This is a genomic window from Bradyrhizobium sp. 155, from assembly GCF_023101105.1.
Classification (GTDB): domain Bacteria; phylum Pseudomonadota; class Alphaproteobacteria; order Rhizobiales; family Xanthobacteraceae; genus Bradyrhizobium; species Bradyrhizobium canariense_D.
Map to the genome: position 1 here is coordinate 594,759 of NZ_CP064704.1, position 16,427 is coordinate 611,185.

The following is a 16,427-nucleotide window of genomic DNA, read 5'->3' on the forward strand; positions in this document are numbered from 1 at the left end:
CTCGCGCAGGCGCGTGGCCGAGCTCAGTTGAATTCGTGCCGTAGCATGCTTTTGCAACCGCCGTTCACATGACCGATGCGTTGGAGATAAGGCGGTTCAACGCTCGATCGAGAAGCGCGTCGGTAATTCTATCCCGCTTGGCGCGAGCGGTAAGCCGAGCCGCTTCGTTCACGACCCAGGCGGCATCGCTCATCGGCCGACCGGCCAACGAGCGGCTGGCCTCTGACAGATCCAAGGGATCGTGAGGTCGATCCTTCAGCATGCCGTGCATGGCGAGCTCCACTTCTTCCTTGGTCGGATAGTCCACGAGCACCGAGTGGTCGAACCGCCCGGTTCTCAACACGGCCGGATCGAGGGCCTCCTTCCGGTTGGTCGTTGCCAGCACCAGGACGCCGTTCTTGGCGGCGGATTCGATCATCCTAAGGATCTCGGTCAGTTCTTCCATCTTGTGATCCTGGGACATCGGTCCGCGCGCCGGCGCGACGGAATCGATCTCCTCCAGGACGAGCAGCGACGGCGCGCTGCGCTTGGCCTGCTCGAAGGCCTGCCGCATCGCGACCGTAGTCTGATGGATGAAGGGGCTTCCGACCTCGCCGAGATCCAGCCTGAACGTCGGTCGCCGTAGCGCGGCGATGAGCGTGTCCACCGCGTGGGTCTTGCCGGATCCGGGAGGCCCGTAGAGCAGGATCCCGTTCGGCAGCTGCACCCTCAGGGCTTGGTACCTGTCCGGGTCCGCGCTCGGCTCGATGACGTATTCGCGGAAGAACGCTTCGAGGGCCGGGCGACCGGGCAACGCGAAGGCTTCGGGCGCGATCGGTTCGGCGAACTCGGAGACACCGAGCGCCCTCAGGAAGAAGGAGATGTCGTCGGGGGAGACCCAAGGATTCGCGCCGCGCACTGATCCGACATCCAGGGAAGACGACAGTGCCGACGCCGTCAGTATCTGCGCAGCGACCTGCCTCATGTCCTCCGAGCCGTCGCCATCCTTCACCGCCAGACACGCCTCCAGCGAGCCAAGGAACAAGGCGCTCGACACTTCCGCCTGCGGATTACGTCGGCGCATCTCGGCGATGGCTTTGCCCAATGCCACGATGTCACTCGTCGTCGGGAGTCCGAAACGTTTGGACCACTGCAGCAATGGCACAGGTTCGGCGGCCTTCGCGATGGACATCGTCAGGTAGGAGCGCCCGCTGAAATCGACATCGGTGAAGCGCGACACATCGCCGATCTTCGCGGCTTCCTCCGCAGCCCGCTCGCCGGCGGCGAGGACGAGGATGAGAGCGTCTCCTGCCTGATCCTGCAGAACTTGATATCCCGGCCCTTCGGCCCGCAGCCTACCGACCGTTCCGGATGCGATCGCGTGACCAATGGGAAACCAGGGAAAGCCGGTCATGCTACTTCATGAGCCCGGCGAGAGCGGCACTGGCCGCCTGTTTGGCGGTGGTCGGTATCTGGTTGTCCAGAATGTGGCCGATCGTTCGGCGGAGCCCTTCCAGATCGTTCCGGTCGATGCACGCCTGCCCTTCGGAGACCAGGCGATCGTGAAGCGTCTTGTCGATGGCCAGATGCCGTTCGCGCGCGAAGGCAAGGAACATGTCGACCTGGAAGCCCGGATGCTCTTTGGCGCCGGTCATGAAGATCGCGAACATTTCGGAGTGCGACTTTCGTGCGTCGTCGGGGCGACCGTGGCGAAGCGCCTCCCGGACCTGCCCGACCAGCGCGTCGAACCGATCGTTCGTCGATTTGGACGTGTGAGGCCGGACGATGGAATCGTAGTCTTGGACGAGACGATCGGTCTCTTCCATCAGCACGGCGCCGACGTTTTCGGGACGGTTCTTGATGCGGGAGATTTCCTGCCTGATGGCGCGACCTTCCTCGACGATCGATCGACGGGTGTCGGCCTCGAAGGAGGTCTTCAGGTTGGCGCGCTGCTCCTCGAGTCGCCTGTTCAATTCCTCCATGTCCGCGTTGTTCTTGGTGCCGACGGCCCGGTGCAGCTCTTCGAGTTCGGTCGCGGTCGTGTCGAGGATGGAGTTGGCGAGCTCTTCTCCCTCCTGCCCCTCGAAGCTCTTTCTGGCTCCCTGATCCGTGAACATCTTGCCGGTGTCGAAGCGACGGCCGATCGACGGAACCTCGAGCGCGCAGTTCAGCAGTCCGTTCTCGTCGAGATTCCAGTGCACACGGACGATATCCCCGCGACGGATGATGTCGCCGATCTCCAGCTGGGAGCCGTCCACGCGGAAGCTTCCGACGTGCAGATTGAGAGCCGGATCGTTGACGCCGGGCTCCATCTGGTAGACTTCGAAATCGAGGCCCGCCTTCTCGCCGCCCTTCAGGTCGTGCGCTGCCCGGTAGTTTTCCGTTCCGTTGGCGGGGATCGACTGTCCTTTCGCCACCAGCTCGTGGAGCGTGTTCTTTGGAATTCCTCCGTCGTTTACGACCACCTTCACGGCGATGGTGTGGGTGATCGGCGTGCCCGCAGACGAGGCGTCCGTACGCTTCACGACAATCCTCGTTTCGGCATCGGTGACCGGGTTTCCGGATGCGTCGAAAACCATCACGCGGAACTGGTTTTCACCTCGGCGCGCCACTGGGACGTCGTTGATCGAAGCGGTGCCGTCGAGCGGCAACTGCCCGCTGGTCCAACCCATGTCGCTATCGATCTGAAGCCGGTAGCCTTTGCCTTGCGAATCCGGTTGCGGCCGGATCCGGATCCGAATCCGCGCATCCGAAGTGCGCTCGGGATAGCCGTACTCGATCTTGACCGCTCCGCCGGCGGAGGCCGTCGCCCGCGTCGGCTTGGCCGTCACCGCTTCACCCGACCAATCGCGGCTTTCGGCGAAGATCGCGGCACCGAAGGCGACCGCGGTCATCGGATCGGAATCGAGGTCTCCCGCGATCCCCAGCTGCTCGGGCACGCGCGACCGCACGATCGGCATCCTGGTCGGACCGCCGATGAACACGACGCGATCGATATCGCCGGCCTGATAGCCGTTCTCCTTGAGCAGCTTCCGGCAGGCGTCGATCGAGCGCTCGACCTGGTCGAAGATCAGGTCCTCGAGTTGTCGTCGGTCGAACGGAATGTCGAGGTAGATTTCCTTTCCGGCCTGGTCGCGCGACGACAGCTGGCTCTCGTCCGCGGAAATCCGCGTGGACGGTTGAGCCGACAACTCGATCTTGGCTTTTTCCGCGTAGAACCCCGCGATCCTGAGCACGCGCTGGTACGTCGGATGCTTCTGCAGATCTTCCGGCAGGTCGAATTGGTCCATGAGCCAAGGCCGTACGATCTCATTCACGACCCGGCGGTCGAAGTCGGTGCCGCCGAGCATGTTGATGCCGCCGTGCCCGACGACGTTGATCGTGCCCCCAACGCTCTGCACGATGGCCACGTCGAACGTGCCGCCGCCCAGGTCGTAGACGAGGAACTGCCCGTCCTTCAGCGCCGAATTGCGTCTTTGGCGATCGGCGATCGAGGCCATCGCGGCTGCGATCGGTTCCTGGACCAGGCCCACCCTGCCGATGCCCGCGGCCTGGGCGGCCCGCATGGTAGCTTCGCACTGCATCTGGTTGAACGCCGCCGGGATCGTGATGACCGTGCCTTCCAAGTCGAATTGACCGGCCGCCAGCTTCGCCTGCGACAGGAGCGTCTTGAGCACTTCGGCGCTGGCCTCCTCGGCGCTCATCGACCGATCGGCGCTCTTGAACTCGATGGGACTCGAGGTGCCCATGAGGCGCTTGAACTTCTTGCCGACGTTTTCCGGCGAGAACGCATCCTGCTCATAGGCTCTCTTTCCCACGAACATCCCGCCCCGCCGATCGATCATGATCGCGCTCGGAAGCACGTCCGATCCGTCCACCGTCTTATACAGACGCAATTCCCGACCATCATTGCCGACGATGGCCGAATTGGACGTTCCGAGGTCGATACCGAGATACATGATCACTCCTTGCTCGCCAGGTAAACTTTGCCCATCAGAACGGGGCGCATGTCCGCGATGACCGCGGGCTCGATGGTTCGCGCTACCACGACGTCCGCGCGTCCCGGGAATTCGTCCCCATTGACCGGCGACGCGGGAAGATTGATTTCGAAGTCCATCCCGTCGAACGATTGAACCGACATCTTTCGATCCCTCAGGAGCTCGTCGAGCCGGTCGGCCGCGTACCGACCCTGCGATGCGTACCTTTCGCGCCGGTCTTCTGGAACGCTGTCGAGAGCCCTCTCAAGCACCCGGAGGAGCTTCCAATACTCGACGGCGAGGCGCGCCACGGTCTCTTCGCTGTCCGTCATGAGCATCCCCCGTTAGCACGTATTGTCGGCATACCCAGTGTCATCGACCACCTCGCGTTCCCGACGGACTGGGAGGTCGCCAGGACGCCGCGAGACCGCGGCCCTCGGATTCGAGCGAATACCGTTTGCCGAGGAGCTCGCCGTCGACGGCATCCTTGTCGCTTTGCCGATACCGATAGTCGCTGCAGCGCGAGTTGTAGTCGTCGACCGCCGAGCCAAAGCGCTGACTAGGCACGCCGGCTTGGATCAAGGGGCGGGCAGCCTCGATCCGAACGCGCTGAAATACGCAGTAGCGTATGTTGGCTCTGGTCAGCGCCAGGCCGGTGCCGACCGCCGGGATCGCCTCGCCGGTGTCGAAGCTGTCGTTCCTCTGCGGAGGCGGGGTCGTCGTTTGAGATGGTGAGGTCGTTTGCGGCCATGTCGTGTTGGAATTGGATGGCGGCGGCTGATATTGGGACCTCTGCGGTCCGGTGCTGCCGCTGTTGGCCAAGAAGGCCCAGATTGCGCCGCCGACGATGACGATCCCCCAGAACCACAGCACACGGGTACCGGCCTTGCGCTTGGCGGCCGCGGCATCCCGGATCGTCCGTGCCGCCTTGAGATTTTCTTCGTCCGTTTCGAGCGTGAGAAGCCTCTCCGCGAGTTGCTCTACTTCCTTCCACTTCTGAGCCTGCAGGTTCTTCGTCAGGTCGTTTTCGACGTGGTTCTTTCGGACGGCTCGCTGGTCTTCCCGCAGGACGGCGGTCATTTCCGGCGTCGGTGGCCTCTGCGTCGCGTAGTCGAGAAGTCCCTGAATGATCTTGTCGGCGGCTTGCGGCGACGACGACTCGTTGTTCAGCGAAATGGCGATGGCGCGGACCAGGCGCCACGGCGTGTCCGAAAAAGGCAGCTTGGCCGTCGAGTTCACCGCCTCGACGAACTTGTCGAAGATGGACTTGATGCTCCCGACCGACCCGGACCCGAAGCCGGCCTTGAGCAGTTCGCATTCGACCGTTCGATGTGAATTGTTGGCCTGCTCGCAAGCCTGCAGAAGCGGAGTCAGGAGTTCGTCGGCGAGTTTGTCGTTGCGCAATTCGACGAGTTGTTTGGCGTCATCGGCCATCTGGTCGGCAGCGCGCGGCAAGTGACCGAAGACCCGCGATGCTACAGCGACGATCTTTGCCGCGCTCTCGAATTCGCACCGTTCGTTGGAAAGATGAAGAGCGAGTTCGCGGACCTTCCCGTACATCTCCCGCGTGACTGCGTCCTCGCGCTGACGGTGGGTTTCGTAGGTCTGGACGGGGCGAAGGAGCGCGAACCAGAACCGGATCGCCTTCTCCAGTTCGCGGTAGGTGCCGTCCGGCTTCGGATTCTTCCTGATCTCCTCGCATAGCGCGACGACGGCCTCGCCGCGTTTGGAAAGCTCGGAAGCCACGGTCTGACGATACATCGAGACGTAGACGTCGAGCATGAATATCGTCGCACTGTCCGCACCTGAGGCGACCTTCGAGACGAACTGGTCGAAGACCGCGACGGAGCGGTCTTCGAAGCCCAAGGCTTCGATCACGGCTTTGGTCTGCCGGTCCAGCAGCTTGGATAGCGCCTCGGCGACGGTATCGCGGTCGACGCGGCCCAGCCCGATCTCCTGACGCACGTCGTTAATGGCATCGCACACCCCACCCGGCGCGACGGCGGCCTGGACTTCGATCAGATGGCACAGGTCGTCGAGCTCCAACGGCCGCGCCGATCCGTAGTGGGCGATAACGTTCGATCTGGGCAAGGAGTGCAGCCTGATCAGCCGCCCCCGGATCTCGCCGATCGATTTTCCCGTGCGGATGTCGGACACGATCTGCGCTGCAGAGGCCGGATCGACGTCGAGGAAGCCGCCGACTTCCGCCTCGGTCCTGAGCCTCGGCGTCAACAGCGTCTGCTGCGCCCGCATCAGGAGGTCTGCATCGTCGACCTCGTCCTCGATCGCGTCTTCGTACGCTTCCTTTATCCCGGCCGGCTTCGCCGTCGGCGGCAGGCCGAGTAGCACGAAAGGATTCTTGAGGATGTTGAAATCGCCACCCGCCACGGGACCACCGAGTTTCTCGGAGAGTACGCGGTCGCGATGGGTCCGGAACAACATGGCGTCGTCCGGAGCCAATCGAATGGCTTCGTCGAAGTCGCGCAGCGCGCGGTCGCGATCGCCTTTTTTGGCCCACACCAAGGCCCTCAGCCCATATGCGTGACTGTCGTCGGGAGCGAGCTTCAAGGTGCGCTCGAGGTCCTGCAGCGCCTCGTCGTAACGACGGCTACGCGCCTTGAGGAGGCCCCTTCGGCGATGTGCTTTGGCGTCCTTTGGATTGCGGGAAATGATGGCCGAGAGCTCGGCGATTTCCGCGTCGAGATCGCTTTCCGTCTGCGTGTCTGCGCCACCTGATGACATCAGTCGACTCGAAATGCCGCCGTTGGAACGACTACTTCTTTCCGTCCGGATGCGGGACGAGCCACTCCTTGGCGGATTCTTCCAGAACCAGCTTACGCCGTCTTGTCGCGCAGCGCGGCGGCCGCCTTGATCCCGTGAATGACGTCCGGATCCATGCTCGTCAGAGACTGCTTCTTTTCACCCTCCGGAGACTTTCTGCCTCTGGTGGCTGGCTTTTTGTCCGCCATTGCCCTTCCCGCTCGTTGTGCGACGGCTCGGACCGTCCCATAGGTTGCGGGGCGCGGCAAGCTTTCCGGACGGCTCCGCCGCCGCTTTTCCCGTCAATCGCCGGCGGCTCATCGCGCTCAAGTCCGATCATGATCATCTCCCTGAAATGACGCGAACTTGAAACGCAATCGACTCAGTAGACCTACATGAAATAGATCGATGGTGTCTATCTATCGATTTCAGGGTTCTGTTGCTGTTGCGCTACGGCAGACGCAACGGAGCTCCGCCACGGTATGAATGAGCCGGAGCGGCAAAGTAGGACTGCTCACGCCGGGAGGCCCAAATCGCTTGGTCTAGTCCGCCGCAAGATCTCTGATGCCGTCCAGCAGCACGCGCATCCGCGCGGCAATCGTCCTCGTTGTACTCCAGGATGCGCTGCTTGAGCTCTGGGGTTCGGTGCGTACACCGTCGGTCGAACCATTCAACCGAGCCGGCGCAGGACGGGTACTTATCACGCCATACGAACCCCAGATATTGAGCCAGAGTCTTGATCGAACGATCTCTGATGGGCCATTCGGTCGCCTTCAGGACCACGTCTCCGTACAAATCAATAGCGCGCGTGGGCCTGAACAATCGCTCGACGTCTTCGGGCGTGCAGATGTCGGGATGTTTCTGCTAGAGCTTGCGGTAAGTAGTGCGCTCGTACTTCGAGTAGTAGTAGATTCCCGCATCGGCGCGCGTCGCGAGATAATCAAGAGCCGCAGCAAAGGCGCCGCAACCGTTTTCCCCGATCGTCCGCACCCAAAACAAGCCATTTCCCTGAAATGGCGGCAAATGATGAGGACCCTGCAGCGGACTGGCGGTTGGAGCTAAAGGCGACCCCGCCGGAATTCTTCGACCTCTGCCGGCGGGCCGCAACTGCCCATTGCGCCCGCCGTGGCTGTCCGAACGGCGCCCCGGCTGGCGCGGCATCATCGACCGCTGCTGCGTCCGCATATCCGCGTCGCGCCGTCCGACCGTTAACCGTCTCGAAAGCATCTGGGAACAGCATGGCGCGCTTCGGATCCCGTGGGGCGGGAGCCGTCCGAGAGGCGGTCGATCTGGCGGCAGCGGGAAGTGTCTCGCGGACGGCTGCACCAGGCGAAGTTGCTTGCCGTCACTTCGATCATGTCCGGTCCCGGCGTGACGCTCGGACATCGAGAACGTCCGCTTGACGCAGCTCATCGTCGCAAGCGTTCCATCGGTGGCGTTCGCCTGCCGCTTCGATTTCAAGACTGAGGCTTTAGCGGAGCAAACAATCTGCATCGCCCAACTCTGGTGTTCAGATCAACAAAACACACCGATGAAGCATCAGACCGGCCCTCCTTCATCAAAATTTGAAATTTGGGAGCGGATGTGTTAGATAACTTGCAACATCGCTAATTATTTGAACAAAGGCCCCGCCCGTAGTGGGGCTTTTTTGCGTCTGCCCTAAGCCGCAGCAATCCCGCTGCGGCTTTTTTCGTTATTGGAAGGAAGAAAACATGGGAATGCACTTCAACCCTGACAGCGCCCGCAGCTACATCGGGTTCCACCTGCCGGCCGACCAGCTCGCCGCGCTGGACCGCGAGCGCGTCGAATTGCGCCTATCCCGATCGCAGTTCATGCGGCTGATCGTGAGCGTGCATCTGCAACGGCATCAAGCCGCGACCAAGTAGTCATCATTTAAGGAAACCCCAGCGTTGGCGCGCCGGGGGTTTGAGCGATCAGAAATTACGAGAGTACTATGTCACATACGTACCGAAACAACAAGAACAGCAACGACAACACCGCGCCGGCCAAGGTCATCAGGTCGCCGGACGGCACCGAGATTCAGATCACCGCCGGCCGCAAGCTCCAAGTGATCCGATCCTTTGCCAGTGATCCGGAAATCACAGATGCCCAATTCAGGACGCTGGTTTGCATCGTTGACCGGCTGAATGAGGGGAAAGAGGACACGGACGAAGGCCTTTGGGGTAGCGCGTATCCGAAGTTTGAGACGCTGGCGAAGGACATTGCGAAGGACGAGCGCGCGGCAAAGCGTATCGTCAAAGAACTGGAAACCGGCCAGCGTCAAACCCGCTCCAATGGCGTGACGAAGCTGGTCCCGTGCAAATCCGTTCTGAGTATAAAGCGCTCAAAGGATGAGGACGATCGGGATGAAGTCAATGAATATCGGCTGAAGGAATGGGGAGCGTTCGCCGTTGGGAAGGGTGCGGTCACCTGCAAGGAAGAGTGCGGTCACCTGCAAGGAAGGGTGCGGTCACCTGCAACGAGGGGTGCGGTCACCGCACCCGACTCTTCTCATCCACCCTCCTCAGAGAAACACCTCACCAACCCGCCTCAGCTTGCGCCCGCTTGCGGCGAGCATGGACCGGCTGGTGGTTTGATTGCTGGTGACGATGCTCAACGCCAGAAGGGAGCGAATGACAACGTCAAGCAGGACGACCCGGATCAAAACGCCGAGGTCGCACCATGGCCGGTCGATATGTATCAGAGGTTCATGGATATCTACCCGAGGGGTGGAAGCCCCATGAAGGTCAAGAAAGAACTGGATAGGATCGAACGGGAAGGCCGGACCGATTACCGGATCATCCTGAAGGGTACTTCAAACTACATGCGAGAGAAAAAGGGGACGCAATCTCAGTTCATCAGCGATCCGGCGAACTTCCTGCGAAATGGCGATTACGAGGGATACCAGAAGGAGCCGTCGTCCATCTACAAGCGGAACGTGGCTATCTGACAGCCGGGTATCTATCCCAAGCCGGTAGCGACAGGCTGCCGGCATCTTCTACCGCATTGACCACCGCGCGCGGCACCACCTGGGAGGGGTGTTAGCTTCGCGAGCAGAAGGCCGTTCCCGGCCGCCACAGCCGCCGCCTATGCGTTGTTTCGAGTGAGGGGCATCCAAACGCCTGCCAGCATTCAAGCGTCTCTGTGAGCACTGTAGCGCTTCAACGCGCGTTGCTCCTCCATCACACCGGGAACTTGGAAGGCGTGACGGTCGTCATATGCAATGATGATCGTCATTGAATGGACTAGTTCAAATGTTCGTCCGTCGCGCCGCGGCTTTCCCCATCCATAAAAGAGCCGAATAACGATTTTCGAGACCCAATGTGCCGGAAACCCTATAAAATAAGGCGTTTCCTTCAGTCTTAAATTCCCTGAAACACTCTCATAAAAGTTCGAAGCCCATCGCGGGGCTTGACTTTTCCGACGTACTCCTATAAGGAAATAGGCAAGCTACCAAAACGCCGTCAAGCTGATCACGCTGACGGCGTTCTTGATTCTTATCCCCTCACTTCAACCTACATCCACCGGACCGCGTCTCTCGCGGTGCCGGCGATTACTGCTGTCTTCAGGAAAATTCCACATGATTGATCTTGATAAGGCTCGACTTGAGCCGACCCAAACCCTTGGCATCGTGCTGCCTCAGTCGCTCGCTCACGCAATCGAGCAACGCGCGAAAGCTGAGCTGCTCGCAAAGTCGAGTTGGATGCGCCGCGTCCTTTTGGCTGAACTGAACAAGAATGCCGGTCGGGCATCAGCGCCGGAGTCAGCGTGATGTCCGATCATCTCGGGTCCCTGATCTTGACGGAAGCGCGCCGGCAGAATCTGCGGCCAAATGCAGATGCAGTCCGGCAAGCGGCCATCGATTTAGCCGGGGCCAGTCTCACCCCGCAGAACCTGATCCACTTGCCCGGCAAGGGATCAATCTCACCGGCTGACTACATCCGCAGCTTGCGCGACCAGATGCCGGAAGGTTTCGGAAGCATTGACAATGAAGCCCCCACCGCCAAAGCGGCTGGCACCCTCACCGAACGCTACCGAGCGGAGATCGCCGCCAGCCGGAAGCAGGGGCACATCACGGATGCTGATCTAAACCGCTACAGCGGCCTCACTCGCAAATACATGGAAGAGCGGCAGCGCGCTGCTCATGGAAAGTAAGGAACAGCAGAAGAATGAGACGATCTGGAACCATCGCTCGCCAGCACGCTGCCAAGCTGAGGGCGGAGCAATACGCAGTCGGAGAAGGCATCAGGGCCGCTCGTGGCGCAGCCCTGAAGATGTTCGATCTCAACCGGCGCAAGGCTGAGGTTGACCAGCGAGTGGAGAAGGCGCGGCTCCGGCTGGAGAACGTTGACGTCTTTGCACTGCGTGCCGAGCTAGAAGCGGCACTAGCCGAACAGGCCGATGTCGACTCGAAGCTGGCCGAGCTACAGGGTAGCAGCGCCTTGATGGCCGGCTAAAAACGGATAGAACGGCGGTAGCGGCTTCACTCTCGGCGGGCCGCCGTTCTTTGGGAGGCGCGACGGTGATTATGAGACGACCTGTAGGACTGCTCGCCACGCTGGCCTCGGCTCTCACCGTTGCGCCTCTCGTCCTCCTCTCGCTTCCAATACCGGCAATGGCTGAGAGCGCGTATCCGACGCCGACTCGCGACGGCCGGGAACGCATCCAGCGCGCCGGCACCTGCCCAACTGGTTACGTCGGTAAAGGGGACAAATGCGAAGCCCTACACGCCGACACGCCTCGCGCCTTTCCGGTGATCCCAGGCAAGGCGTGCCCAACCGGCACGTTCCGCAGCGGCGATGCCTGCAAGGCGTTCCGATGATATTCAGCCGGCTACGGAAGCCGCTCAAGCACTCTTGAGACCTGTACTGCGGACCACTGGCCATTTCCGCGGCTGGTCGGGATGCCTTTTTCGTTCAATCCGTCGGCGATAGCGCGCAAGCTGGTTTTGCCGGCCGCTTGAAGCTCTCGGATGACTGGCGCGATGTCTGCCGCCCTTGCCGCAGAACGCGCCTGTAGAGCTTTCCTGGACGCTTCCTGCATCTTGGCGTCGGGAACAAAGCCGCGATTGCCGCCTAGCGTCTTGCCGCGCCGCTTGGCCGCCGCCAGTGCCGCCTTGGTGCGAGCAGAGATCATGCCAGCCTCAAGCTCCGCAACGGCAACCATCTGCTGAAGAAGGAAACGGCCGGTGGCACCCTCGATCACAGGCAGATCGGCGAACCGAACATCAACACCAGCCTCTAGCAGTCGCGACAGGAAGGCCACGGAGCGCGTGAGGCGATCAACCTTGGACACCACCAGGGCGGCGCGATGCAGCCGGGCTGCGGCCAGTGCTTGCTCAAGCGCCGGCCGGTCAGACCGCTTGCCTGACTCCACCTCAGTGAACTCGGCAACGATCGACCAGTCGCCTCCGTTCAGGTAGGTGGCCACTGCCGCGCGCTGGGCTTCGATGCCCAGACCAGACTTGCCCTGCTTGCCCGTGGAGACACGGTAGTAAGTTACGAACTTTCCGTTGTGCTGGGCCATGCTCTGCTCTGTTACAAATTCCTCAACGTCCGTTGACGTATTTGTAATGGACCGAAACTCCCCGTCAATCGAAATCTTTGTCCTCACTAGGATGGCTGGGCTGATGGCCGGCGAACACGCTGCTGCACGCCCCGCTCGCGAAACGGTCAGCGCGCTCGCACCATCCAGCAATCCCATGGCATCGCCGGCCAGGAACATCCCTGCCAATTTGTGCACCTGTCTGTTCGCGGTCGCCTCTTGCACCTCTGGCAAAGTGAAGACGTTCCCAGCACCCGATCGAGGGCACGGGAGAAACGGGATTTTTTTATTCGGCATAGGGGCACCGTTGGCCAAGGTGTTCAGACTACGAACTCCCAAAAGGGCCATTTTCTGACCCCCCGGCCTTCGGAAAGACCCCGCGCTGATTCCCGCTGCGTGTGAGCGAGCACTCCTAAAAGACGATTTATCCACCCCGGCCTCTTAATGCCGGCACCCCTGCAATCACCGCGCTCTTAGCAGCGCTCCACCATCACCAAGGAAAACAAGAGTGTCAGACTCTATCAACGTCCGCGCCACGCTGGTTGCCACCAACGAAATGTCTCCGGCGATCCGGCGGGTCATCGCGGATATCGAAAAGCTGAAGGCTGTCGCCAGGGATTTCAGCGCATCCTTCTCCAACGTCGGCCGCGCCGGTATGGCGTCGATGGACGGTTTCGATCGAACGATCAAAGCCGCCGCAGCACAGATGCGAGGTCTCAGCAACGTCAGCAAGTCCAGTTCCCGTAACTACGCGGCTGATTGGGATCGGGCTAACGCTCAGAGATTGAGCGACGCACGCCGAACCTATGCCGCTCTGGAGCGACTCGAGGCCGGATATCAGCGCCAGCTTGAACGCCGCATGGCCGCAGAACGCCGTGCATCCCTCGCCAGTGCGTCATCGTCGAGAGGTGCCGGCCGATTGCCTGCGCCAAGCATCCGCAGCATGGCCATCGGTGCCGGCATTGCAGGTGCTGGCGTTGGCAGCGCCCTCAAAAAGCGGATGGAAGTTCAAGCCGCTGAAGTCCGGGCGCAGATGTTCGGAGATCTCACGGCGGCGGACGTTGCGTCCCTGCGAACGGGCTTCGCTGACAAGGCCGGCATCAAGTTCGGCGTCGGCACCACCAAAGTTATCGACGTGGCGGTCGAGGGCCTCAAGGCCGGTATTGCCAAGGAAGTTGCCGGTGAATTTGCTGACCTTGCGCTGAAGGCACAGGCCGGTCTCGACGTTGATACTCAAGGCGTTGGCAAGTTGCTTGGCCGCCTCGCAACTCAGATGCCATGGTCAAAAGACCGCTTCAGCAAAATCTTGAACGCGGTCGCCGTTTCGAACAATGCCACCGCAGCGGACGGAAACGAGATCATCGAAGCAATGCGGCGCAGTCTGTCGGCGCTCGCGACCACGAAGATGACGCCGGAGCAACTTGCGGCACTCGATGCTACCGGCATCAGCCTTGGCGTCCAGCCCTTCAAAATGGGCACGTTCGTTTCGTTCCTGACTTCTCAGATTGCCGGCGCAGGTTCCGCGCGTGGTCAGCAAGCGAACGACCTTTCATCTGCTGCTAACGCACTCGGATTTGGTGGTCGGCGCGCCATGGCGGAAGCCATGCGAGACCGACCGATGGAAGCAATTTCCGAAATCCTCGAGAACCTCGCGAAGATGCCGGAGGCGCTGAGAACCAAGGTGGCCAAGCAAATCGGCGGCCGTGAGTGGATGGACGAATTGCTGACTCTCGTTCTCGGCCGCGACAAGCTGAAGGACGTTCTAAAGGACATCGAAGGGAAGCCAGGTTTTTTGGACAAGACGGCTCTGCAAAAGATCCGATCGATGCAGGGCAGATGGGCGTCCATCGCCGCTGCGTTCGGCCTTGTCTGGGAAAAGGTCGGCGCCGGTTTCGAAAAATGGTTTGACCAGATTTCTGATGCCTTCATTAACCTCGCCGACTCCTTCAACTTCGACTCGATCAAGCAGCACGTTGATGCGCTGGTCGACGGACTCCGCGAGGGCTTTGGGTTGAAGGATTGGGGCGAGGCGATCACCTCGCTTGCCAGGAATTTCAGCGCCAGCACCATGGCGAAGTGGCGGGAGTTCGGCAAGGGCTTCGCGGAGGGCCTTCGCGAATTTGCCAGCGGGCTCAAGACCGCCTTCTCAGCGCTGGGATTGCTTGCCGGGAAAAATCCGGCAGATGCGAAGGAGATGGGCAACCTGGTTGCGAAGCTGACCGGCCTTACCGTCGCTCTGGCGGTCCTGTCGCCGCTTCTGTCCGTTCTGTCGGCGATCACGCTTGGTCTTAGCGGACTCGGCGCTGCGCTCGGCCTAATCGGCGGCAGCGCAGTTGCTATGCGCGTCCTTGCCTTCCTCGCAAGGTTTTCCAATCCTGCAGCTGCAGCAGCAGTGATGGGTGATGGTCGCCCCAATAATCGCATTGAGGACATGAAGGGGCTACAGGATGCCTACAGGGAGGAGCGCGAGAAGAATAAGGCTCTTGGCCTTGATCGCGAAACGAGGCGGAAAATCAGGCGCTTGAAAAACTACAAGCCGTCCGGTGATCCGATGTTCCAGCCGACCGGATACACCACCGGTCAAGACCTTGCCGACAACCTGAAAAAGTTCACTGGAAAGGTCGAGCGGGCCGCCTTCATCAACGGGGGAGCGGGCCTGTCAAACGCCTTCTACGGAGGCGGTGGTGGCGGATCGATCCTGACGGGTGGCGGCTCCAGCGGAAGCCCGATCGGGGGCGTGCCGAGCCTGTTGACCAACAGGCCGGGAACGTCGCTGCCTGGCTCGATCCTGGGCAACCAGGGCATCATCCGGCGCGACAACATCCCGAACTTCAGCGGTACGGGCGGCTCGGCAGCGAGCGCTGCGGCTGCCTCTAGCGAGCTGAACCGGTCCGCCTACGAGCGCATCTTCGCCGGCACTCCGATGGCCGGCAAGTACAGCCAGGTCGTGGCCGCTGCGAAGCGGAACGGCATCAGCCCGGCGCTCCTCGCGGGCGTCATGGCGCACGAGTCGGGCAAGGGAACGGCGCTCTCGGGCAACAACCCGGGCGGCGTCATGGATCCTGCCACGAACTGGCGCAGGAAGATGAAGTTCGCTGGCCTCGACGACGGCATCAGCAAGACGGCCCAGGTTCTCTCTAAGAACTACGGCCGGGCCGGCGGTAACATGCAGAAGCTTGCCGACATCTACGCTCCGCAAGGGGCGGCGAATGACCCGAACGGCCTGAACAAGCACTGGCTCTCCGGCGTGTCGAGATACACGGGAGAGATGAGCGGGGGCACCAACAACCTTGGTGTCGCTGGCTCCAAGCAGTCTGGCGCGGGTTCGGCCGGCACTGGCGACGCCCTGTCCTGGACCGACAACTTCATGGGCATGAACGAGTACACCGACACCAAGGTGCTGGCAGCAGCGCTTGGTGGTGACGTTCGAGGCAAGTCCAATGCCTGGTGCGCCCGGTTCGTCAACAAGGCTCTCGAGTCTGCTGGCGGGAAGGGCACCGGCAGCGCGGTCGCGAACAGCTTCCAGAGATGGGGCTCGTCGGTCGATCCGTCGAAGGTGTCCCGCAACGACGTCCTGCTTCAGACGAAGGGTCTCGGCTACAACCAGCCTGGCGGACACGTCGGTCTTGCGACCGGCGAAACGCGGATGGTCAACGGCAAGCTTCAGCTGAAGATGCGCGCCGGCAACGACAACGACTCGGTGCGAGAGCACTGGATCGACGCGGACAAGAACCTGATGGTGCGCAGAGGAAACCCTGCCGTGCCCGCTGGCATCACCAGCCAGGTGCCTCCTTCGAGCATGATCCAGAACGTGCCGCAACCGTCCGCTATTCGCGGCGATGCGAGCATGGGATTGATGCGAGGTGGTGGCGGTCCGGTTGCGATCCACATCAATGGCAGCAGCCACGATCCGGAAGCTCTGGCCACGCTGGTGCAGCGCCGCGTCGACGAGTCGATGAACTGGCGCACGCACGATACCGTCAGCGAATACACCTGACCTCTGGCGGCTGCCTGGACACTTAGCCGGATTGCATGTGGACTTAGCTCGACTGCAAATGGCTATGTGAATGGGCAGCCGCTATCGTCTGAATTCGATCCAAGGAGTGACCGATGAATGAAGACGAGAAGACCGCGGTTACGAAGAAGCCCGGGTATGAGCACGATTTT

General features: G+C 61.4%; 15 protein-coding genes. 7 read left to right on the top strand and 8 right to left on the bottom strand.

The genetic code is table 11. The features are described 5' to 3' along the window. Positions 1–64: 64 nt before the first annotated feature. The 7 genes from IVA93_RS02880 to IVA93_RS40740 form a co-directional block, all read right to left on the bottom strand. Entirely contained in the window at positions 65–1,393 is a 1,329-nt protein-coding gene (locus IVA93_RS02880) for an AAA family ATPase (RefSeq protein ID WP_247789688.1), read from the bottom strand. Position 1,394: 1 nt separating this feature from the next. Beyond that, positions 1,395–3,938, bottom strand: a complete 2,544-nt coding sequence (locus IVA93_RS02885; protein ID WP_247789689.1) for an Hsp70 family protein — start codon at positions 3,936–3,938, stop codon at positions 1,395–1,397. A 2-nt stretch (positions 3,939–3,940) separates the two neighbouring features. Further along, positions 3,941–4,288: a hypothetical protein gene (locus tag IVA93_RS02890; protein ID WP_247789690.1), complete on the bottom strand. Its 348-nt coding sequence runs from the start codon at positions 4,286–4,288 to the stop codon at positions 3,941–3,943. Positions 4,289–4,328: 40 nt separating this feature from the next. Further along, positions 4,329–6,698: a tetratricopeptide repeat protein gene (locus IVA93_RS02895; RefSeq protein WP_247789691.1), complete on the bottom strand. Its 2,370-nt coding sequence runs from the start codon at positions 6,696–6,698 to the stop codon at positions 4,329–4,331. A gap of 92 nt (positions 6,699–6,790) precedes the next feature. After that, positions 6,791–6,925, bottom strand: coding sequence for a hypothetical protein (locus IVA93_RS40735; protein WP_256469921.1), 135 nt, complete (start codon positions 6,923–6,925; stop codon positions 6,791–6,793). Positions 6,926–7,166: 241 nt separating this feature from the next. Next, a complete protein-coding gene (locus IVA93_RS41095) occupies positions 7,167–7,538 on the bottom strand; it encodes a ribonuclease H-like domain-containing protein (protein ID WP_524536855.1) in 372 nt (123 codons plus the stop codon). A 42-nt stretch (positions 7,539–7,580) separates the two neighbouring features. Further along, entirely contained in the window at positions 7,581–7,715 is a 135-nt protein-coding gene (locus tag IVA93_RS40740) for a hypothetical protein (protein WP_256469922.1), read from the bottom strand. 400 nt (positions 7,716–8,115) lie between these two features. Between IVA93_RS40740 and IVA93_RS02900 the strand changes: the two genes are divergently transcribed. From IVA93_RS02900 to IVA93_RS02925, 6 genes are all read left to right on the top strand, one after another. Then, the gene (locus tag IVA93_RS02900) at positions 8,116–8,307 is read left to right on the top strand and encodes a hypothetical protein (protein ID WP_247789692.1); all 192 of its coding nucleotides are present in this window, start codon (positions 8,116–8,118) and stop codon (positions 8,305–8,307) included. Between the two features lie 121 nt (positions 8,308–8,428). Next, the gene (locus IVA93_RS02905) at positions 8,429–8,602 is read left to right on the top strand and encodes a ribbon-helix-helix protein, CopG family (RefSeq protein WP_247789693.1); all 174 of its coding nucleotides are present in this window, start codon (positions 8,429–8,431) and stop codon (positions 8,600–8,602) included. 68 nt (positions 8,603–8,670) lie between these two features. Next, the gene (locus IVA93_RS02910) at positions 8,671–9,666 is read left to right on the top strand and encodes a helix-turn-helix domain-containing protein (RefSeq protein ID WP_247789694.1); all 996 of its coding nucleotides are present in this window, start codon (positions 8,671–8,673) and stop codon (positions 9,664–9,666) included. 630 nt (positions 9,667–10,296) lie between these two features. Beyond that, positions 10,297–10,488 carry a hypothetical protein gene (locus IVA93_RS02915; RefSeq protein WP_247789695.1) on the top strand — a complete coding sequence of 64 codons (192 nt, stop codon included), beginning with the start codon at positions 10,297–10,299 and terminating at the stop codon, positions 10,486–10,488. Beyond that, positions 10,488–10,871, top strand: a complete 384-nt coding sequence (locus tag IVA93_RS02920) for a hypothetical protein (protein WP_247789696.1) — start codon at positions 10,488–10,490, stop codon at positions 10,869–10,871. The genes IVA93_RS02915 and IVA93_RS02920 overlap by 1 nt, the downstream gene beginning before the upstream one ends. 119 nt (positions 10,872–10,990) lie before the next feature. After that, entirely contained in the window at positions 10,991–11,173 is a 183-nt protein-coding gene (locus tag IVA93_RS02925; RefSeq protein WP_247789697.1) for a hypothetical protein, read from the top strand. 376 nt (positions 11,174–11,549) lie between these two features. On the opposite strand, the gene IVA93_RS02930 is transcribed toward IVA93_RS02925, so the two are convergent. Beyond that, entirely contained in the window at positions 11,550–12,242 is a 693-nt protein-coding gene (locus tag IVA93_RS02930; protein WP_247789912.1) for a recombinase family protein, read from the bottom strand. 574 nt (positions 12,243–12,816) lie between these two features. On the opposite strand from IVA93_RS02930, the gene IVA93_RS02935 reads away from it, so the two are divergent. Then, entirely contained in the window at positions 12,817–16,257 is a 3,441-nt protein-coding gene (locus IVA93_RS02935) for a phage tail tape measure protein (protein ID WP_247789698.1), read from the top strand. Positions 16,258–16,427 lie beyond the last annotated feature (170 nt).